Consider the following 19,484-nt stretch of genomic DNA (forward strand, 5'->3'; position numbering starts at 1 on the left):
TAAAGACCAATCCGGCGGACAACGGTGTATAAGGGCCAACAAATGGTCACAGCCGCAGGTTGGTCCTTTTCACAGCAGGGACATAGCTTCGCCAAGCATCTTGGATACATGAACACACAGCTCCTGCCGGCGACTCCGGCCGCAAGCAGCTCCGGCCGCCCGGAGCTTTCACCACCATCAGCGAAGAGGCCCGCCCCCGGCTGGTTTGCCCGCCAGTACCGGCAACGCATGCTTCGGACAGACCTCCTGACCGTCATTGCCTGGGTCTCCGTCGCCGCCGCAATTGCCCTCTGGCTTGCCGACGGCGGGGCCGCCCAGATCACCTCCCCCGCCCCCCTGTTCACGGCGGCCGGGATCGTGGCCGGGCTGGCGGGCATGGACCTGGTCCTGCTCATGCTCCTCCTGGCCGCGAGGATTCCCTTCATAGACCGCACCATCGGTCACGACCGCGCCTTGGAGTTCCACGGGAAGCTGGGAAAACCATCCCTGTACCTGCTTCTGGCACACGGCCTCCTGATCGCGGTCGGTTACGGCATGGCCGAAGGGCTGGATCCGGTCACCGAATCCGTCAACCTGTGGGCGCAGGTCCCGGACATGTGGCTGGCGTTCGTCTCCATGGCGCTGTTCATCGCTGTCGTCGTGACGTCCCTGGTGGCTGTCCGGCGTCGTTTTCCCTACGAGTTTTGGTACGTTGTGCACCTGCTGACCTATGCCGCGGTGGCAACGTCACTGCCCCACCAGTTCAGCGTGGGCGGCCTCTTCGCGGCGGGCACCTGGCAGCGATGGTACTGGCTGGCCATCTGCATCTACACGGGCACGGCCCTGGTGTACTTCCGGGTACTGGAGCCGGTGCTTGCCTCGGCACGGCACCAGTTGTCAGTGGCCCGCGTGGAGGCCGTGGCGCCGGGCGTGGTGAACATCGTCATGAAGGGCCGGAAGCTGGAACAGCTGGCCGGCACGGGCGGACGCTTCTTCATCTGGCGCTTCCTGGCCCCGGGAATGTGGTGGCATCCCCACCCGTTCAGCCTGTCCGCCGAACCCGTCTTCAATGGCCCGGAAGGCCAGGGGACGCTGCGGGTCACCGTGCGGAACCTTGGCGACGGGTCCGCCCAACTCCTGCGGCTGCGGAAGGGGACCAAGGTTGCGCTGGAAGGTCCGTACGGGCTGCTCAGCACGGCTGCCAGGACCAGGAACAAGGTGGTGATGATCGGAGCCGGCATCGGCATAACGCCGCTGCGCGCACTGCTCGAAACCACACCGTTTGCTCCGGGTGAGGCGACCGTCCTGCTCCGCGGCCACACCGACCAGGAGCTCTACCTGGGCAGCGAAATCCTCGACCTCTGCCAGGCCCGGGGGGTCCGGCTCTTCCACCTCACCGGCCCGAGGGCCCACGGCCACTCCACCTGGCTCCCCGAGGAAGCCGTGCGAAACGGCTTCAGCCTCACCTCCTATGTGCCGGGCATCGCGGATGCGGACGTCTACGTCTGCGGCCCGGCGGCGTGGGCGGCCAACGTCATAGCGGATGCCGGCAAAGCCGGCGTTACCGAGGAACAGATCCATCACGAAAGGTTTGACTGGTGAAAATACGCGGAACAGTTGCAGCGGCCCTGGCCTCCGCCGGGATCCTCCTGGCGGGATGGCAAACAGGCACCCAGGCAGGCGGCATCAGCACCGTCGCGTCAAGTACGACGGCGGCAGGCACCACGGGTGCGACAGGTACCGGTTCGTCCGGGTCGGGTTCGTCCGGGGCGGCGGGGTCGGGTTCGTCGGGTTCCTCAAGCGCTTCCGGCTCGACCGGAAACTCCGCCTCCGGCACGTATAAGGGAACCGCCGTGCAGACCCGGTTCGGTCCCGTGCAGGTCCAGATTACGGTAGCCAACGGGAAGATCACGGATGTCACCGCCCTCCAGCTGACCAACACCGACGGCAAGTCCATCCAGATCAGCAACCGCGCGGCGCCCCTGCTCCGGAGCAAGGTCCTCGCGGCGCAGTCGGCGGATGTTCAGACCGTCAGCGGCGCCACTATTACCAGCGACGCGTACCTGACCTCAGTCCAGGCGGCCATTGATGCAGCCCACCTCTAACCCCCTGGACGCAGTAGCCGGCGGCGTCGTCCTGAAGGCCCGCACCTTTGAATGCATGGGCACGGTCATCGGGCTGACGCTGCCGATCGGCTCCCCCGCGGAAGGGCAGTCAGGGTTCGAGGAGCTCGCTGCCGCCACCGCCGTCGTCGAACGCCTTTTCCGGGACCTGGACGAAAGATTCAGTCTTTACCGCGTGGATTCCGAAGCGGCCAGGCTGGCCCGGGGCGAACTGACGCTGCGCGGCGCCTCAACCGAGATGCGCGAGCGGTATGCCGAGGCGCACGAATGGCGGCTCCGGACGCACGGGGCTTTCACGCCGGAACGGCCCGACGGCGTGCTGGACCTTTCCGGGCTCATCAAGGCCCAGGCAATCCGGGAGGCGGGGCTCTCCCTGCTGGCGCTGGGGAGCACGGACTGGTGCCTCAATGCCGGCGGCGACGTCCTGGTCAGCGGCTCGCCCCGCCCCGGCAGCGGCGAGTCCTGGAAAGCCGGCATCGTGGACCCGGCGGACCGCCGAAGTCTGCTTACCGGGTACGCGCTGGGTGGCAGCAGCCGGCACAGCGCCGTCGCCACCTCCGGCTCTGCTGAACGCGGGGAGCACATCTGGCGGGTGGGAAGCAGCGCTGACTTTGTTCAGGTCACCGTGGGCGCCGCGGACATCACTACCGCCGACGTCCTGGCCACCGCGATCGTAGCCGGCGGCATGCCCATGTTGGACCGGGCCACCGATGGCTGGGACGTCGCCGTGCTGGCCGTCGCCCCGGACGGGGAGCTGCTGGGGACGCCGGGCTTCCGCCGCTAGAAGCGTCGGGCCCGGTTCAGAGGTGCGTGAGCCGGCCGTACTTGGGCTCCAGGCCGTCGCCGGAGGACCTGCCCGTGACCCGGCGGACCACCCACGGCCCGGCAAATTCGCGGACCCAGCGGGCGTTGGCGCGGATCGCTTCGGCCCTGCTGAGTTCGGGGACGGGGGTCATGGGCGGGACGTCGATGGGATGGTCGTGTTCGAGGACCGTCAGGACGCGCCTGGCCATGTTGGCGTGGCCTGCGGCGGACATGTGCATCCGGTCCTTCGCCCACATGCCCCAGTCGTAGTACTCGCTGAAGCGCCAGTAATCGACCAGGAGGGCGCCGTGGTCACCCGCGATGCCGCGCACCAGCTCGTTATAGATCGCAGTGCGCCCGCGCATGGTGCTGAACACCTTGGAACCGCGTGCATCGAAGCCGGTGAACATCACCACGGTGGCTCCGGTGGCGGTCAGCTTGCGGATGCCGGCGTCGTACTCAGTGAGCAGATCGTCGATGTCGATCCTGGGCCGCAGAATGTCGTTGGCCCCTGCATAAATGGTTACCAGGGTGGGCTTAAGCTCGACGGCGGCGTCCACCTGCTCTGCCATGATCTGGCGGAGCTTCCTGCCGCGGATGGCGAGGTTGGCGTAGCCGAAGGCGGGATCCGCCGCGCCCAGCTGCTCAGCCACGCGGTCGGCCCAGCCCCGGACTCCGTTGGGACGGGTGGCGTCATCATCACCGACTCCTTCCGTAAAGGAATCACCAAGGGCTACGTACCGGGCCGAAAAATCCATAGCGCCAGTCTGTCATCCGTTGCCGCGAGCAACCAAGAATCAGCTTTCGCGGAGGATCCAGTGGTCATCGTCGAGCCGGGCCACAATTTTTTCCCCGATGCGGGCCAAATCATTAACGTCGCGGTCCGTCAGCGCATCCAGGAACTTTGTCCGGACTGCCTCTACGTGCCCCGGGGCGAGGTTCACCAAAGTGGCCATCCCGTCGTCGGACAGGTGCGCTGTGGTCACCCGCGCATCACGCGGGTGCGGGCGCCGCTCCAGCCAGCCGCGCTTTTCCAGTTTCGACACCACATGCGAGAGCCGGGACAGCGACGAACTGGTCCGGGCTGCCAGCTCACTCATGGGAAGAAAATGCCCTTCGGCCTCCGAAAGCATCGCCATGACGTTGTAGTCGAACAGGGATACCTTGCCGGCAGTGTGGAGCTGACTGTCCAGGGCGGCGGGGAGAAGGGTGTTGATACTCAGGATCGCCAGCCAGGCACGGCGTTCGTCGGCGTTCAGCCAGCGCGGTTCGGTCATGACTCCATTCTAGGAGGACAAACTCTTGACAGTTCAAGTGCCGGGTCCGCGCGCCGGTAGGCTGGGCCTATGTTTGTTGTGTCGCTCACCTACAAAGTGCCCGAAGACATCGTTGACTATCACCGCCCCGCGCATATGGCCTGGGTCAAAGAAGCGTTCGACGACGGCGTGTTCCTTGCGTCCGGACGCCTGGTTCCGGCGGTGGGCGGTGTGCTGTTGTCCAAGGCCAGCCGCGCCACCCTTGATGCAGCCCTGGCCAGGGACCCGTTCTACAGCAACGGGGTGGCCGAGTTCGAGGTCATCGAGTTCACGGCCACCACCGTGGCCGAGGGCTACGAAAACCTGCTGGACACCTAAGCCCCTGTGGCCTTTGCGCGGTTCTCCGCCACCTTCTTCAGGCCACGCTTCCGCGGTACCCTGACCGGTTCGGGCCAGCGTGCCGCCAGCGAGTCCCCCAGCGTGATGCCCCTGATCTTGCGGCCAAAGAGCGGCACCACCCAGTCATTGACCCAGCGCCGCTGCCGCTGCTCCCACTCGCGCAGGCTAAGCCGGGGCAGCGGCTCCCATTCCTTGGGCTGAATCTTGTGCGGCACGCCGAGCTGGTCCAAGACCTGCCCCGCGAGGTATTTGTGGCCCGCTTTGGACATGTGGAGCCGGTCCGAGTCCCACATTCGCTGGTCATGGAACGCATCCAGGCACCAGTAATCCACCAGCACGGCGCCGTACTGAGCCGCGATTTCCCGGACCCGCTGGTTGTAGACGGTGTTCCGCTTCTTCAGCAGCTCCAGCACGGCCGAAACCTTGACGTCAAAACCCGTGAACAGGACCAGCGTTGCCCCGCTCCCGGCAAGCCGTGCCACCAGCTTTTCGTAGTCATCCATCAGGACAGCCATGTCAGTGCCGATGTCCAGGATGTCGTTTCCGCCGGCGTACAGGGTGATCAAGGCGGGCTTCATGGCAAGCGCCGGCTCCAGCTGTTCGCTCACCACGTGGCGCAGCCGTTTACTCCGAATGGCCAGGTTGGCGTATTCCCAGCCCGGGTTGGCCTTTGCCAGCTTTTCAGCCACCCGGTCAGCCCACCCGCGCACCCCGTTGGGCAGCCGCTCGTCCCTGTCGCCGACGCCCTCTGTGAAGGAATCCCCCAAGGCAACAAAAACGCGCCGGCCGCTCGAAGGAAGCAAAGATTCAGCGCACACCCCGCCACCCTAGCTACGGAAAGCATCGCCGAAGTTAACGCCGGACGACACGAGTGCGAGAGGGTGCGGGAAATACCCACATTAAGTGCGAGAGCGTTGAGAAGGGGTGAGGGGAGGCATCCGGCAGCGTGCGTCTAAGCGAGGAACGAGCGAGCACGCCGAGGATGTCTGCCCTCCACCGCCAGGACGGGTTTAGAGTTCTGCCTTGCCTCGCCGCCAGTAGCCCATGAAGGCAACCTGCTTCCGGTCGATGCCGACGTCGCGCACGAGGTACCGGCGCAGGTCCTTGATGACGGCGGCCTCGCCGGCGATCCAGGCGTAGAAGGGCATGGCACCCGCCGGCATGTCCGGGTTCCTGCTGGCCTCGAGCACCGCTGCCTCCATCCGCGCCGGAGTCTCCCAGAGGATGTCCAGGTCCACGTTGACGTCCTCGGGCTCGGGGCCCCCACCGCCGCTGGCCGCCTTGATGCCTACCCAACCGGGTACCGGCACGGCCTGACGCACGGCGTGCTGCAGCAACTCGCCGTGCTGGCGGGAGCGGCCGATGCCGGCCCCGCGGGCGAGCCAGGTGATGTCGACGGCGGCATCGGTCTTCAGGTCGAGGAAGTCACCGGCCTCGGGAACCTCCAGGAAGGCATGGCCGCTCATGTAGGACGGCAGGCTTTCGAGGATGGCGGAGATGGCGGGAACGGCTGTCTCGTCACCGGCGAGCAGCACCTGCTGGGCCAGGCCGGGCCGCCACTCGATACCGCCGTAGGTTTCGGCCGTGCGGCACTGGGCGGCCCGGTTGTTGGGCCCGATGATGGTGAGGGCGTCGCCCGGTTTGGCGTTGAGGGCCCAGTTGGCGGCGGGCCCGCTGGTGTTGGTCAACCGCCCGGTTTCATTCACGTGCCCGGTTTCATTCACGTGCCCCGGGGCATCGAAATGCATCACGAAGTCGACGTCGATTTCCGGGTAGACGGCATCCAGCCGCGACCCGCGGACGGTGTAGGTCCGCATGGCGCCGCGAACCGCGGGGTCCAGCCCGAGCCATTCCTGGTACCAGCCGGAGGCGCTCGTGTTGAAGGCAGGCAGCGGGATCTGCTGTCCATTCCGGCCGAGCGAGGGAATCATCAGTTTGATCCGGAGGTCGCGGGTGTCCCCGGAAAGGCCAAAGTCCCGCAGCGAGTAGCCGCCGAAGGTGATGCGGCGGAAATTGGGGCTCAGCTCCTGGACCGCGGAAACGGTGACCTCGAAAGCGAGGGTCATGGGCTCGGTGTTCGTCGTCCTTGCGGCGGCAGTTTCGCGGGTCTTCATAGGGCAGGCTCCAGTTGGTTGGCGGGGGCGTGGTGGCGGCCGATGGGAATGATCAGCGGGGTGCCTGAGACCGGATCAGGAATCACCCGGGATTGCAGTCCGAAGACGTCCAGGACCAGGTTTTCGGTGACAACGTCCTGGGGCGCGCCAAGCGCAACAACGGCGCCGGCTTTCATGGCGATGACATGGTCTGCGTAGCGTGCGGCAAGGTTCAGGTCGTGCAGGACGATGGCTACTGTGGTGCCGCGTTTGCGGTTCAGGTCCGTGACCAGGTCCAGGACTTCCACCTGGTGGGCCAGGTCGAGGTAGGTGGTGGGTTCGTCCAGCAGCAGGACCTCCGTCTCCTGGGCCAGTGCCATGGCGATCCAGACGCGCTGGCGCTGCCCGCCGGAGAGCTCGTCGACGTTCCTCCCAGCGAGTTCCAGCGTTTCGGTCGCCTGAAGCGCGCGCTGCACAGCGGCGTCGTCATTCTGACTCCAGCTGCGGAAGAAGCCTTGGTGAGGGTAGCGCCCGCGTCCCACGAGGTCACGGACGGTGATGCCGTCGGGGGCAGTTGGGTGCTGCGGAAGCAGGCCCAGGGTGCGGGCCAGTTCCCGGGACGGCCGGGAGTGGATGTCCTTGCCGTCCAGCATCACCGCGCCGGCGGCAGGCTTGAGCAGCCGGGACAGGCCATGCAGGAGTGTGGACTTTCCGCAGGCGTTGGCGCCCACGATCACGGTCACCTTGCCCTCGGGGATTTCCGCCGTGAGCCCGTCCACCACGCAGCGCTGATCGTATTTGAGCGTCAGCTCCTGTGCACTGAGAATGGCCATGTCAGGCATCCTTTCGGTTGGCCGTGACCAGGAGCCACAGCAGGAACGGGGCACCGAGGGCGCCGGTAATGACGCCGACGGGCAGCACGGTGCCGTCCAGCAGCATGGGGGCAATGTTGGCGGCTAAGTAATCGGCCGCCAGGACAATCAGTGCACCGACAAAGGCCGACGCCGGGAGGCTGGCTCTGTTCGTGACGCGCCGCGCGATGGGACCGGCCAGGAAGGCGACAAACGCTACCGGGCCAGCCGCCGCCGTCGCCACCGCCGCCAGGGCCACAGCAGTTGCTACCACGGCAAGCCGCGTGACCCCGACTCGGATGCCCAGCCCGGCAGCGGTGTCGTCGCCGAGTTCCAGGATTCGCAACGGGCCGGCGAGGGCGGCCACGGACGGGATTAACACCGTCAGAGCCAGGGCGAGCGTGCCGGTACGGTCCCAGTTGGCGGAGTTGAGGGAGCCGTTGAGCCAGACGAGGGCGTCGGCGGCGGTGCGGATGTCGGCCCGGGTCATCAGGAAGCTGACCACGGCGTGCAGGGCGGCGGCGATGCCCACCCCGGCGAGGATCAGGCGGTTCGCGGCTGCCTGTCCGCCGTTGCCACCGTCCGAACTGAGCGAGCTGCCGCGGGAGATGAAATAGATGACGGCGGCCACCCCCAGTGCTCCCATCAGGGCAGCTCCGGAAACAACCGCGCCGGAGGCTCCGAAAACCACAATGGCGGTGACGGCTGCCGCGCTGGCGCCATAACTGATACCGATGACGTCCGGGCTGGCCAGCGGGTTTCGGAGCATGGTCTGGAACAGGCCGCCCGCAAGCCCGAAGGCCGCCCCGATCAGGGTGCCGATGACTGCCCGCGGGAGCTTGCTCTGCATCACGATGAAGCCGGCGCCGGGGATCCGTTCGCCGCCGGTCAGGTGCGCGACCAGGATCCGGACAAAGTCCGGGATGGTCACGGTGTAGCTGCCGAGCAGGACGTACACGCCGAACATGGCTACGGCGGCGGCAGCCAGCAGTGCGGTCCGCCCCCTTTTTCCGAGGTACTTCACAGGCCCACCGCCTTGCCCCGGCGGATCAGCCAGACGAACACCGGCGCACCCACCAGGGCCGTCATAATGCCGGCGGGGACTTCGCCCGGGAGCAGGACCACACGGCCGATGATGTCGGCGCCGAGCAGCAGGGCCGGGGCCAGAACCAGTGAGAACGGGAGAATCCAGCGGTAGTCCGGCCCGGTGAGGGAGCGGACTGCGTGCGGGATGATCAGGCCCACAAAGCCGATGGGACCGGCCAGTGCCGTTGCCGAACCGCAGAGCAGCACAACCCCCAGGGCGGTAATCCCCCGCGCGAGGCCCACGCGCTGGCCAAGGCCGCGGGCGACGTCGTCACCCAGGGCCAGGCTGTTGAGGATGCGGCCGGTGAAGAGGACCAGGACGGCCCCGACCGCGAGGAACGGCAGCCCGGGGAGGACCACAGACCAGTCGCGGACCGCGATTCCGCCCACCTGCCAGAAGCGGAAGCGGTCCAGGGTGTCCTGGCTGGAGACCAGGATGACGTTCATGAGCGAGAACAGCCCGGCACTGAGGGCCGCGCCGGCGAGGGCCAGCTTGACGGGCGTCGCGCCGTCCCGGCCCAGGGAGGCAATGAGGTAGACCACGACGGCGGCCGCTGCGGCGCCGATGAAAGCGAACCAGATGTAGCCGGTCAGGGATGAGATTCCGAAAACATAGATGCCGGTAACCACGGCCAGCGCGGCGCCGGCGTTGACGCCCATAATGCCGGGGTCGGCCAACGGGTTGCGGGCAACGCCCTGCATGGCCGCGCCCGCCAGCCCGAGCGCCCCGCCCGCGAGCAGCCCCAGGACAGTGCGGGGGATGCGGGCGTGGACCACAGCGTGATCTCCGTCGCCGGGATCAAACTGGGTGAGGGCCTGCCACACCGTGGTCACCGGAAGCCCGCGGGCCCCGATGGCCAGGGAAGCGGCGGTCAGCACAGCAAGAACGACGACGGCGGCCAGCAGCCACGCGGCCTGCCTGCCCCGGGAGCGCGTCCGGGAGGCCGCGCGGGCGTCCGGAGGGCACCGAAAGGGGAGATCTCGGCGCTCTGGGGGTACCAAAGCGCCGAGATCCCGCCCCTCGGCGCGTGCCGCCGTCGTACTTTTCGTCATGAAATGGTGCCTACTTCGTCGCGCCGGCGGCTGCGTCCGCGGCGGTGGCGAGTTGCGGCAGGAACGTGTCCAGCGCCCAGGGCAGGCTCAACGGCGAGGACGCGGAGATGGCCAGCACCAGGCTCTTGTCCGCATCGGCAACGAATGCGCCATGCTTGACCGCCGGGATCTGGCCCAGCAGCGGGTCGCTTTTGACGGCCTCGCCGGCGGCGGTGTCCTCCACCGAGCTCAGGAAGATATCGGACTCCAGTTCGTTGGCCTTTTCGGCGGACCAGGGTACAAAGAATTCCTTGGAGCCGGCGGAGGCCTTTTCGGCGACCGGGGCGAGCGTCATACCAATCGCAGATAGGAACCTCGGACGGTTGTCGTTGGCGGTGTAAAAGCCTGTGGCCGTTGGATCTGCGGGATTTGCGTAGCCGTAGATGAAGCTCTTGCCGGCGATTTGCGGGTACTTGGCAGCTTCGTTCTTCACTGTGGCTTCGGTGGCCGAAATCAGTTTGGTGGCCTCGGCGTCCTTGCCCAGCGCCTTGCCGATGATGGCGGTGGAGTCCTGCCAGGACGTCCCGTAGGCAACCTCGGGGTGGACCACAACCGGGGCGATCTCACTGAGCTTCCGGTAGTCCTCTTCACTCAGCCCGGAGTACGCGGCGAGGATGACGTCCGGGGTCAGCTTGGCGATCTCGGTGAAGTTGATGCCGTCGGCCTCCGAGTACTGAACCGGCGCCTTGGCCGTGCCGAATCCGGCGCCAAGTTCCTTGAGCGCGGCGTCCTTCCACGGCGTGGAGCCCTGTTCGTTGCCGCCCCATTCGTTCTTGGGCACACCCACGGGTACAACGCCGAGGGCGATGGCCACATCGTCATTGACCCAGGAGACGGTGGCCACGCGTGTGGGCCGTTCCTTGATGGTGGTCTCGCCGAAGACGTGCTTGATGGTGACAGGGAACTGGGAGCTGCTGGAGGTTCCGGCGTCGGGCGTACTCGCCGCGGGACCCGCGGCAGGACCTGTGGAGCAGGCCGAAAGGCTGAGTGCCGCTGCTGCCAGCACCGCAGAGGCCTTGCCGGCTGTTTTGAACAGGGTCCGGCGTGTGGCGCTGGGGCCACGGAAGAGGGGGGAAGTCACGAAACTCCTTAGGTCAGTGAAGCAAACCTAAATAAGGCTAGCCTACCCTCATGGCAATTACGAAAGCTTTGCCTTGCGTAATTACTCATGTGACGAAGAAAACGCGCCCCGCAGATTGCGACTCGGGGGTGAACGGTGGTTCACTGGTGGAAGGGTAAACGCCCGTTCACCGCCTCGCGTGGATTGCTGGCCGCGTTCCCGCCCCGGCTTCCCACGCCCCGCTCCCTTCGAAAGCAGCAGATGCCCCGTACCACCGCCGCCCGTCCCCAACGCAGCCCAGCGCCGTCGCTCATCACCGCAGTCCTGGCGCTCAGCGGCACGGTGGTATCACTGATGCAGACGCTGGTGGTCCCGCTGCTTCCGGATTTCCCCCGCATCCTGGGCGTAACCGCCGACGACGCCTCCTGGCTCGTGACTGCGACGCTGCTCTCGAGCGCGGTGGCAACACCGATCGTGTCCCGCAGCGCGGACATGTACGGCAAGCGCAAGATGATGGTGATCTGCCTGGCCATCATGGTGACGGGCTCCGTCATCGCCGGCGTTGGCGGGTCCTTCCTGTGGCTCATCATCGGACGGGCCCTCCAGGGGTTCTCCTCAGCGCTGATTCCCGTGGGCATCAGCATCATGCGGGACGAATTGCCGAAGGAAAAGATGGGATCGGCGGTTGCCCTGATGAGCGCCACCCTCGGCATCGGCAGTGCCTTGGGCTTGCCGCTGGCCGGCGTGCTGTACGAGGGCCTCGGCTGGGCGTCCATTTTCTGGGTCTCCGCCGCGGCCGGCACGCTGCTGCTCCTGGCCGTCGTGCTGGTGGTCCCAGAATCGAAGGTCCGTACGCCGGGGCGCTTCGATTACGCCGGGGCCGTGGTGTTGTCCGGTGCGCTGGCGGCCCTCCTGCTGGCCATCTCCAAGGGCGGTTCGTGGGGCTGGGGCTCGGAACCGGTCCTGCTGCTGTTCCTGAGCGCCGTGGTGCTGCTGGCCATGTGGGTGCCCTACGAACTCAAGGTCAGCCATCCGATGGTTGACCTGCGGACTTCCGCCCGCCGCCCGGTGCTGATGACCAACGTGGCCTCCCTGCTGATCGGGTTCGCCATGTTCGCGAACATGCTGCTCACGACGCAACAGCTTCAACTGCCCGCGTCCACCGGCTATGGCTTCCAGCTGAGCGTCATCACAGCCGGGCTGTGCATGGTCCCGTCCGGACTCGCCATGGTGATCTTCGCACCCGTTTCCGGCCGCCTGATCCGCGTTTTTGGCGGCAAGACCGCGCTGATTGCCGGTGCCGCCGTGATGATTGCCGGCTACGTGGGCCGCGTGTTCTTCTACGACTCCATCGCGTCAGTCATCATCGGTTCCACCGTGGTCAGCATCGGAACGGCCATCGCCTACGCGGCCATGCCCACCCTGATCATGGGCGTGGTTCCCATCACCGAGACGGCGTCCGCCAACGGACTGAACAGCCTGGTCAGGTCCATCGGCACCTCGACGTCGAGCGCCGCCGTCGCAGCCGTCCTCACCTCCGTGACCCTCACGGTGGGCGCCGCCCACCTTCCCTCGTTCGATGCGTTCAAGGACGTTTTCTGGATGGCAGCCCTGGCCTCGGCGGGATCCATCCTTGCCGCGGTGTTCATCCCGCGGCTGGCGGCACCCCGCCCGGCGGTGCCCGTGGGCGCGGTCAGCGAACTCGTGGTCCAAGGGCGCGTACTGGCAGCGGACCACCGCCCCCTCACGCCCGCCGTCGTCACCGTTCTGCGGACCGGCGGCGAGCCGGTGGACTGGAGCCGGGTGGACGCGGAAGGCAACTATTCGGTGGCGCTGCCCGGTGCCGGGAAATACCTCGTTGTGGCCAATGCGGGCGGCTGGGCGCCTTTGGCGCAGGTCTTCGACTTCGACGGCCGCACCCTCCAGCACAACTTCCTCCTGGCGAAGCGCCTGGAACTCAGCGGCACTGTCAGTGTTGGCGGCCGCGCAGTCCCGGGTGCCGTGGTGACGCTGCTGCAGGCGACGGGCGAGCACGTGGCAACCACGCACACCGGCAACGACGGCACGTACGCTTTTCCGTTGCCGCCGGCCGGGCGCTACGTTGTCAGCATGCTGCATCCGGTGACCCACCAGGCGCTGGCCGGCAAACTGGCCGTGGACAGCCGTTCCGTCACCCTGGACCTCGCCGCGCCGCTTTCAGAGGAAAACACGGACGAACCGGTGCGGGCATGAGCAGCCCGAGCCATGACACCATCCTGCAGTCCGCCAGGCGCCTCTTCGGTGAACGCGGATACCGGGGTGTGACAGTCCGGGACATCGCTGCCGACGCCGGCATCTCGGCGGCCCTGGTCATGAAGCTGTTCCGCTCCAAGGAAAAACTCTTCGCCGCGGCCCAACCGGACGAATCGCTCCTCACCGACCTGGACGTCCCGACGTCGGAACTTGGCCGGGCGCTGGTGTTCCGGGTCCTGATGCGCCGGGAGCGCGGCGTGCAGGAGCCGTGGGCCATGATCCCGTTCGCCATCCAGGACGCCCCGGACCCCGACGCTGCCCGCGCCGAGATCCGCGAACGCTACCTCGCCGCCGTCGCCCGCGCCATGGGCGACACCTCGCCCGATAGGCGTGCGTCCGCGACGGTGATCGCCTTGATGACCGGGTTCGGCGAGACGCTCCGCACGCTGGGCCTGTTCGACCACTGGGGGTTTGACGAGCTCGTGGCCCACTTCGGGCCCATCATCCAAGCCCAGATCGACGCCGCGCCCCCCGCCCCCTGGAAACCCTCTCTCACTTAATGCGTGAAATTTCCCAACGCTCCATCACTTAATGCGCCTTCTGGGCGACGCTCTCTCACTCTCTTCAAGAAAGTGAGAGAGGGATGGTCAAAAATCCACATTAAGTGAGAGAGCGTCCTGGGTGGCGGCAGGGTTAGCGGAGGACGATGTCCACCGGGTTGGCCTCGGACCGCCATTCGCCCTCGGAGCCGGGGCTGCGCCGGATCACCGGTGCCGTCAACACCCCGGAGCGGTTGGTGCGCTTGTCGCGGAGGATTTCGGTGACGGAGCCCAGGTGCCGGGACAGGTCGATGACGTTTTCGGGCGCGGCCAGCAGCAGCTGGAACCCGAACTCGTGCAACGCCTTGATGCCGGCACCGGCGAACTCCTCCGACGCCAGCACAAAGGCCTCGTCCATCATCACCGTGCCGTACGTGGTGAACCCCTGCTCGGCAATGCCCAGCTGGTAGCTCAACGCGGCGGCCATGATGAACGCCGTGAACCGCTGCCGCTCGCCGCCGGACATGGACCCGGTATCGGCGTGCATGTAGACGTCGGTTTTCTTGCCGGTCTTCCGGTGCTCCTTGCACTGGATGAACAGGTGGCCGCGCACATCCAGGACTTCCGCGCGCCAGCGCCGGTCCTCGGGCGTGGGCGATCCGAGCCGCTTCACCAGCGTTTCCAGGGTTTTGTAGCGCGCGGTCAGCTCGGCATCGTCATCGGCTTCCGCCCCTGAAGCCGGCCCCGCGGGGCCTCGGGCGGGCCGCGCATGCCGGGCCTTCAGCGCGTTGTGGATGGCGTCCTTGAACTGCTTCGCCGTGGCCGGCAGCGTCTGTTTGATGTCCAGCTCCAGGAAGCTTCCCTCGTGGAAGTTGACCTCGGACAGGATGCCGTTCAGGGGCAGGATGCGGCTGGTGATGGATCGCCGCTCCTCATCCAGCAGGTGCAGCAGCGTGCTGAAGGATTCGTGCGTGCGCTGGTTGAAGAACTGCCGGAATTCGCTCTCCTGCGCGGGCAGACCGTCGCTGACGATCGCGTGGTAGCGGGCTTCGAACTCCCCCGCCGCGCCGATCGAAGTGCCGTGGTCCGCCGAGATCGCGGATCCCCACTCGCGCACAAAACCCTCAAAGATCCTGGTCAGCCGCTCGGACGTGGCCTGACCGCGTGTCTCTGCGGTATGCAGCTCCCCCAGCAGTTCGGTGCGGACGCGGTTGGCCAGGTTGTCCAGCTCATGCATTTCGCTGACCTCGCCGAAATCGGCGAAGTACGGCTCCAGTGCCGTGACGGTAGCTTCCGACGGCGGCGCCTGGGCGAGGCGGGTCCGTGCGGCTTCCAGCAGTGAATCGGCAGTGCTCAGCTGGCGGTCCAGTGCCTTGTATTCGCTTTGCAGGACGGCCGCGGCCTCGGTGCTTGCCTGGTGTTTCTGCCGCGCCGTTTCGATGTTGGCCCGCAGCGGTTCCAGGTCCGCCTGGGCCGCCAGTGCGTCCTTGAGCCGCTGTTCAATCCTGGTGAGTTCCTCGGCAGCCACGGCAGCGGACACCTGTTCCCAGGGCCGGTGGTCCTCGGCGATGCGCCGGAGGGCGTCGAGCTGGCGGCTCATGCCCTGATGGGACTCTTCGCGGCTCTGGGCCAGTTCGGCGGCCTTGGCCAGTTCCTGCTGCAGGTCCGCCACCTGGGCGGCCACGAGTTCGAGCTTGGCGGCGTTGTCGAAGCCGAGCACGTAGTCCTGGCGGCCGGTGAAACGGTCGTCCTTTTCCACCGTGTGGCGGTTGCGCTTGACCACCCCGCCCAGGCTCAGGCCCTTGTCCAGCTTCGCCAGCTCGTCAGGGTCCTCGACACACGGGTACGCGAAATCGAGGGCGATCCGCTCGCGGATCCATTCCCCGGCGTCGGCCACCGCGCCGCTGGCGAGGATATCCAGCTTGGTGAGCAGGTCGCCGTCGCGCACGTCCTCCACGGCGAGGGCGCCGCCCGCGAGCGGTTTGGAGACGTCCACGGCGCGGAGGGCGCCGCGCACCTTGTGGTCGTTGAGGTAGCGGGTCACCGCCGCGAAGTGTTCGCCGGGGACCAGCAGCGTGGTGGCCAGGTTGCGGAGCGCGCGCTCGGCGGCCGGCCGCCAGTGTTCCTGCCCCTCGGCGAGGTCCATCAGCTCGCCGCCAAACGGCATCCGGTCCTCGGGGACGCCGGTGGCCGCCGCGATCGCCGCCCGGTTTTCAATGCTCGACGGCGGCAGCAGGGACTTGCGCGTCTTCAGCGAGAGGAGCTCCTGCTGGGCAGCCGCGAGCTCGCGTTTTTTGGTGGCGTGGCCGTCGAACGCTTCGAACCGGAGGTCCTGCAACGCCTGGGAATCGTCCTTGAGCTCAGCGGCCCGGGTGGCCGCCTGCTCGTGGGCCTGTTCCCAGCCCTCCGCTGACCAGTCAAGCTGCAGGCCGGCGTCGGACAGGGCGGTGCGCGCGGCTTCCTCCACCTGTTCGCGGAGCCGCAGGCCAACCCTGGCGTTCTCCAATGACTGTTCGATCGCGGAGATCGCGTTGCCGCCCTGGTTGTTGTAGTCGGCCTCGAGCTCCCGGAGCTCTTTGGCGAGCCCGTCACGGACCGTCCGTTCGGCGCCCAGTTCCTTGGCTTTGGCCTGGGCCAGCTCCTTGAAGCGGGCGAGGGTTTTTTGGTGCACGGTGACCGCGAGCTGCTGCTTGTAGGCCTCGAACTCCTCGCCGGCCAGCTCACGGAGCCGGTTGGCGTCCAGCAGCGACTGTGCGTATTCCTTGTTCAGGCCCGGCACAGGGGCCAGCTGGTCGCGCTGCTGACGCACGTCCTCGAGCCGCTGCCGGATGGACATCAGGTTGCTGAATTCCTCCACCACCGCGTCCGCCGCGGACAGGGTGGCCGGGGCGTCCAGGACCTGATCGCGGAAGAAGGTGTTAACGCTTCCGCCCAGGCCCTTGCCGGCCTGGATCACGCGGAGCAGCGGCAGGGCCTGGTCCGAGCTGATCCCCAGCAGGCGGCGGAAACGCTCCGCGAAGGCCTTGTGGACGTCGAAGATCTGGGCGTCGGGGAAGACCGCTTCCAGTGCGGCCTTGGTGAAGCGTCTCTCGGCGATGTCCTCAATGGCGGGCAGGTCCAGCGGCTTGTTGTCGATCAGGTAGAAACGTCCAACGCTGGACTCCGTCCCGTTCTTGGGCACATCGAACAGGGCCGACACGGTGACGCGGGTGCCTGCGGCGTTATCGAAGGTCAGCGCGACGGCGGACCAGGTGGCACCCGGACGCTGGAACGCACTGGCCGAGCCCTCGCCCACCGCCTTGTCGCCCACCTTGCCGCGCATGTAGGTGAACGTGGTCCTCTTGTCCTCCACAGCCCCGCCGGCGCGCTGGGCGGCGGCCTCGTTGGAGCGTGGCCTCGCGTCAAACACCCGCAGCATGGCGTCAAAAAGCGTGGACTTGCCGACGCCGGAGTTGCCGGTCAGCAGGGTTCCGTTGCGGTCCACGTGCATGGTGTGAGCTCCGTGGAACGTGCCCCAGTTGACCACCTGCACCAAGGCGAGCCGCATCTGGCCCGGGTTCGTGAGCTCGCCCATGGGGAGCATGGTCGCGACGCTCACTTGTCCTCCTCGGTTTCGGCGGTTTCAGTCTCCGCGTCGTGGTCCAGCTCCAGCAGCGGCTCGGTGCCGGTGGGGTCTGTTGTGGCTGCTACCAGGGCTTCGATCTGGGCCGGGATGTCGCCGATGTTTTCGAACGGGAGTGCCAGGGGCAGGGCGTTGGAGATGGCGTACACGTCTTCCAGGCCGGTGGTGAGGAGGAGTTGGCGGGCCAGGAGCTTGGTGATGGCGCGGTTCACCACGTCCGAGTCGCGGAGGGCGTCCTGCTGGCCGGCGGGCTGGTAGTGGGCCACCAGATCCGCGATCTCCTCGCGGGTAATGGTGGGATCGGTCTGCGCCGTGACGTGGCGGTCCAGCAGCAGGCGCAGCCGGAGCAGCACAATGGTCTCCACCCGGCTGAGCGCCCTCTGCTGGCGCAGGATGCTGGAACGCGTGCTGCCGCCGATGGCGTCCGGGTCCACCGGGCGCAGGACAGCGATCTTGCGTTCGTGGTCCAGCTGGAGGGTCAGGAAGACCTCGGACAGCCGGCTGCGCAGGATCAGCTGGTTATCCAGCAGGGTGGTCCACAGTTTCTCGTCCCGGCCGCCGTCCACGTAGGGGCCCTTCAGCAGCTTCACCAGCGCCTGGCGCACCTTCATCGGGAGCACGCCGGTGTCGCCCGGGAAAAGCGCCGCACCGTCCACAAAGGTATCGCGCGGGGTGAGGGCTGCCGCAATGGTCCGCTCAGCGCCCGATGCCACCCCCGCAAAGCGGGCATCCTCCTCAACGGAAGCTGCCGCCGTCGTCATGTCTTCAGTCATCATGAATCCTTCTTGAGGGTGACCACCGGCAGGTATGCCTTGCGGGTGGTGCCGTCGATCTGTTCGAAGTCCAGGCCGTCCCAGGTTTCGCGGTCGAAGGCCGCGCCTTCCTGGAGGGCATGCGCAAGGAGCGCGCGGATGGAGTTGATGTGCTGCTCTTCGGCGGGCAGCTGCGCCCAGGCCTCGGCCAGGGTAGCGGCACCGGCAACGGCGGCACGGATCGCCTCCGGCCGGGCTTTGCCTGTCCTCGGCGAGCGCACACGGTCCGAGTCGCTGAAGGCGATGGGGTCCGCGAGCTTCGGCGGGACGGCAAACTCGTCCGGGTCATAGAGCTTGACCATGGCCAGGGATTCGAAGCCGGCGTTGAACAGCACCGGCCCCCGGACCAGGCTGGCCCGTTCACGTTCGTACGGCAGGGACCTGATGGCCTGCTCGGCCTCGCGCAGGACCTTCCGGAGCCGGACGGACTGGCGGAAGTCGTCGCTCTGGACGTAGGTGTTCAGGCTTTCGCTGAGCTTGCCGTAGATGCGCTGGATCTGGCCGTGCTGGTGGCGGAGTTCGGCCACCAGGTTCTTCAGGGTCTCGCGGTCCTCGGGCGTGAGGTCATCGGCGAACTGCCTGCTCAGGACCTCGCCGATGGCCGAGCGGAACCGCATTTGCTGCTGCGGATCGTCCAGGAAAGCGGTGAAGGAACGGAAGGTCCTGCCCTCGGGGCTCTGCCGGAGCCGCTTGTCCGCTTCCAGCACCTGGGCCATGGTGGCGCCCTTGCTCAGCGACTCCTCGATGATCTGGTTGCGCAGTTCACCCACCAGCTCTTCGATGCGGTCGCGCATCTTTTTGTAGTCGGCGGGCAGGCTCGCGGCGAGGTCCAGGATGTTTCCGGCGGCCTCCACGGCTTCGTCGTCATCGAGCAGACCGTCAAAATCCCCGCTGCTGATGTCCTGGATCAGCTGCTGCCGTTCCCCGATCTCTTCCTCGAGCGATTCCAGCCGGGCGCTTTGGTCCGGGTTGGTTTCGTTGGCGAGCTTCTCCACATCGCCGAGCAGGGTTCCCAGCCGGGACCCGTTCAGGGTGGACCGTTCGCTGGAGAGGCTGTCCAGGAAGGCGAGCACGCGTGCGGCAGGCTCGGTGACTTCGTAGACGATCTGCCCGGATTGGTTGCGGCGGGTCAGGAAGTTCTTGCGGGTCCATTCGTCCGCATAGTTCCTGCCGGTGGAGGTCCCGGCGGCGGCCCCGCCGGGCTCCTGGCGCCGCAACTGCTCAAGGAAGGAGTCGACGTCGGCGTGGAACTCCTCGAGCGGCAGCTGCGGGCGTGTGCGGGTGAAGGATGCCTGCAGCACCGCGATCACCCACGGTGCGGAGCGGGTGAGCGCCCAGGCGGGGCCCTTGGTGAGGAGTTCGAGGTCCCGGAGCCGGGCGCTGATCGCGTCAGCGGATGACCTGGCGGAGCGGGGCACGCACTCTCCTTCAACAGCTGGGGGTTGGTTTCGGCAGGAAACTGCCAACTACAAGGTTAACGCAGCCGCCCGTGCAACCAACGCGGAGTCACATGACGCCGGATTGGGGAGCGTTATT

General features: G+C 67.0%; 17 protein-coding genes. 6 read left to right on the top strand and 11 right to left on the bottom strand.

What is annotated here, in order from left to right; genetic code table 11:
- Nucleotides 1-108 precede the first annotated feature (108 nt).
- From SBP01_RS18485 to SBP01_RS18495, 3 genes are read left to right on the top strand one after another with little or no spacing between them, the layout of a single operon-like run.
- The gene (locus tag SBP01_RS18485; RefSeq protein WP_320536845.1) at nt 109-1,581 is read left to right on the top strand and encodes a ferredoxin reductase family protein; all 1,473 of its coding nucleotides are present in this window, start codon (nt 109-111) and stop codon (nt 1,579-1,581) included.
- Nucleotides 1,578-2,084, top strand: coding sequence for an FMN-binding protein (locus tag SBP01_RS18490; protein WP_320536846.1), 507 nt, complete (start codon nt 1,578-1,580; stop codon nt 2,082-2,084). Before SBP01_RS18485 ends, SBP01_RS18490 begins: the two co-directional genes overlap by 4 nt.
- On the top strand, nt 2,068-2,886 hold the full coding sequence (locus SBP01_RS18495) for an FAD:protein FMN transferase (RefSeq protein ID WP_320536847.1): 819 nt from the start codon (nt 2,068-2,070) through the stop codon (nt 2,884-2,886). The genes SBP01_RS18490 and SBP01_RS18495 overlap by 17 nt, the downstream gene beginning before the upstream one ends.
- Before the next feature lie 16 nt (nt 2,887-2,902).
- Here SBP01_RS18495 and SBP01_RS18500 read toward each other — a convergent pair whose 3' ends face one another.
- Entirely contained in the window at nt 2,903-3,664 is a 762-nt protein-coding gene (locus SBP01_RS18500) for an SGNH/GDSL hydrolase family protein (RefSeq protein ID WP_320536848.1), read from the bottom strand.
- Between the two features lie 39 nt (nt 3,665-3,703).
- Complete coding sequence (locus SBP01_RS18505) at nt 3,704-4,183, bottom strand: MarR family winged helix-turn-helix transcriptional regulator (RefSeq protein WP_275215814.1); 480 nt, start codon at nt 4,181-4,183, stop codon at nt 3,704-3,706.
- Nucleotides 4,184-4,252: 69 nt separating this feature from the next.
- Between SBP01_RS18505 and SBP01_RS18510 the strand changes: the two genes are divergently transcribed.
- Nucleotides 4,253-4,540 carry a YciI family protein gene (locus SBP01_RS18510; RefSeq protein WP_275215813.1) on the top strand — a complete coding sequence of 96 codons (288 nt, stop codon included), beginning with the start codon at nt 4,253-4,255 and terminating at the stop codon, nt 4,538-4,540.
- Here SBP01_RS18510 and SBP01_RS18515 read toward each other — a convergent pair.
- The 6 genes from SBP01_RS18515 to SBP01_RS18540 form a co-directional block, all read right to left on the bottom strand.
- Nucleotides 4,537-5,379, bottom strand: a complete 843-nt coding sequence (locus SBP01_RS18515) for an SGNH/GDSL hydrolase family protein (RefSeq protein WP_320536849.1) — start codon at nt 5,377-5,379, stop codon at nt 4,537-4,539. The genes SBP01_RS18510 and SBP01_RS18515 overlap by 4 nt on opposite strands.
- Before the next feature lie 192 nt (nt 5,380-5,571).
- Nucleotides 5,572-6,675, bottom strand: coding sequence for a siderophore-interacting protein (locus tag SBP01_RS18520; protein WP_320536850.1), 1,104 nt, complete (start codon nt 6,673-6,675; stop codon nt 5,572-5,574).
- Nucleotides 6,672-7,487, bottom strand: coding sequence for an ABC transporter ATP-binding protein (locus SBP01_RS18525; RefSeq protein ID WP_320536851.1), 816 nt, complete (start codon nt 7,485-7,487; stop codon nt 6,672-6,674). The genes SBP01_RS18520 and SBP01_RS18525 overlap by 4 nt, the downstream gene beginning before the upstream one ends.
- Before the next feature lies 1 nt (nt 7,488).
- A complete protein-coding gene (locus SBP01_RS18530; RefSeq protein WP_320538386.1) occupies nt 7,489-8,472 on the bottom strand; it encodes a FecCD family ABC transporter permease in 984 nt (327 codons plus the stop codon).
- Between the two features lie 53 nt (nt 8,473-8,525).
- Nucleotides 8,526-9,644, bottom strand: a complete 1,119-nt coding sequence (locus SBP01_RS18535; protein ID WP_320536852.1) for a FecCD family ABC transporter permease — start codon at nt 9,642-9,644, stop codon at nt 8,526-8,528.
- A gap of 10 nt (nt 9,645-9,654) precedes the next feature.
- Nucleotides 9,655-10,764, bottom strand: coding sequence for an ABC transporter substrate-binding protein (locus tag SBP01_RS18540; RefSeq protein WP_275215808.1), 1,110 nt, complete (start codon nt 10,762-10,764; stop codon nt 9,655-9,657).
- A gap of 240 nt (nt 10,765-11,004) precedes the next feature.
- Here SBP01_RS18540 and SBP01_RS18545 point away from each other — a divergent pair, with 240 nt between their 5' ends.
- Entirely contained in the window at nt 11,005-12,975 is a 1,971-nt protein-coding gene (locus SBP01_RS18545; RefSeq protein WP_275215807.1) for an MFS transporter, read from the top strand.
- Nucleotides 12,972-13,535 carry a TetR/AcrR family transcriptional regulator gene (locus SBP01_RS18550; protein WP_320536853.1) on the top strand — a complete coding sequence of 188 codons (564 nt, stop codon included), beginning with the start codon at nt 12,972-12,974 and terminating at the stop codon, nt 13,533-13,535. Before SBP01_RS18545 ends, SBP01_RS18550 begins: the two co-directional genes overlap by 4 nt.
- Before the next feature lie 133 nt (nt 13,536-13,668).
- On the opposite strand, the gene SBP01_RS18555 is transcribed toward SBP01_RS18550, so the two are convergent.
- The 3 genes from SBP01_RS18555 to SBP01_RS18565 are packed head-to-tail and all read right to left on the bottom strand — an operon-like array spanning nt 13,669 to nt 19,366.
- Complete coding sequence (locus tag SBP01_RS18555; RefSeq protein WP_320536854.1) at nt 13,669-17,112, bottom strand: ATP-binding protein; 3,444 nt, start codon at nt 17,110-17,112, stop codon at nt 13,669-13,671.
- Nucleotides 17,109-17,909 carry a DUF4194 domain-containing protein gene (locus SBP01_RS18560; RefSeq protein WP_320538387.1) on the bottom strand — a complete coding sequence of 267 codons (801 nt, stop codon included), beginning with the start codon at nt 17,907-17,909 and terminating at the stop codon, nt 17,109-17,111. Before SBP01_RS18560 ends, SBP01_RS18555 begins: the two co-directional genes overlap by 4 nt.
- A complete protein-coding gene (locus tag SBP01_RS18565; RefSeq protein ID WP_320536855.1) occupies nt 17,909-19,366 on the bottom strand; it encodes a DUF3375 family protein in 1,458 nt (485 codons plus the stop codon). The genes SBP01_RS18560 and SBP01_RS18565 overlap by 1 nt, the downstream gene beginning before the upstream one ends.
- Nucleotides 19,367-19,484: the final 118 nt, after the last annotated feature.

The sequence above is a fragment of the Pseudarthrobacter sp. IC2-21 genome (assembly GCF_034048115.1).
GTDB classification, from domain to species: domain Bacteria; phylum Actinomycetota; class Actinomycetes; order Actinomycetales; family Micrococcaceae; genus Arthrobacter; species Arthrobacter naphthalenicus.

Bases quoted from the DNA above. Each gene is read 5' to 3' on its own strand.
- SBP01_RS18530 (WP_320538386.1), bottom strand. From the start codon at position 8,472: ATGTTCGGCGTGTACGTCCTGCTCGGCAGCTACACCGTGACCATCCCG.
- SBP01_RS18545 (WP_275215807.1), top strand. From the start codon at position 11,005: ATGCCCCGTACCACCGCCGCCCGTCCCCAACGCAGCCCAGCGCCGTCG.
- SBP01_RS18505 (WP_275215814.1), bottom strand. From the start codon at position 4,183: ATGACCGAACCGCGCTGGCTGAACGCCGACGAACGCCGTGCCTGGCTG.
- SBP01_RS18525 (WP_320536851.1), bottom strand. From the start codon at position 7,487: ATGGCCATTCTCAGTGCACAGGAGCTGACGCTCAAATACGATCAGCGC.
- SBP01_RS18535 (WP_320536852.1), bottom strand. From the start codon at position 9,644: ATGACGAAAAGTACGACGGCGGCACGCGCCGAGGGGCGGGATCTCGGC.
- SBP01_RS18560 (WP_320538387.1), bottom strand. From the start codon at position 17,909: ATGACTGAAGACATGACGACGGCGGCAGCTTCCGTTGAGGAGGATGCC.
- SBP01_RS18510 (WP_275215813.1), top strand. From the start codon at position 4,253: ATGTTTGTTGTGTCGCTCACCTACAAAGTGCCCGAAGACATCGTTGAC.
- SBP01_RS18500 (WP_320536848.1), bottom strand. From the start codon at position 3,664: ATGGATTTTTCGGCCCGGTACGTAGCCCTTGGTGATTCCTTTACGGAA.
- SBP01_RS18495 (WP_320536847.1), top strand. From the start codon at position 2,068: ATGCAGCCCACCTCTAACCCCCTGGACGCAGTAGCCGGCGGCGTCGTC.
- SBP01_RS18520 (WP_320536850.1), bottom strand. From the start codon at position 6,675: ATGAAGACCCGCGAAACTGCCGCCGCAAGGACGACGAACACCGAGCCC.
- SBP01_RS18550 (WP_320536853.1), top strand. From the start codon at position 12,972: ATGAGCAGCCCGAGCCATGACACCATCCTGCAGTCCGCCAGGCGCCTC.
- SBP01_RS18485 (WP_320536845.1), top strand. From the start codon at position 109: ATGAACACACAGCTCCTGCCGGCGACTCCGGCCGCAAGCAGCTCCGGC.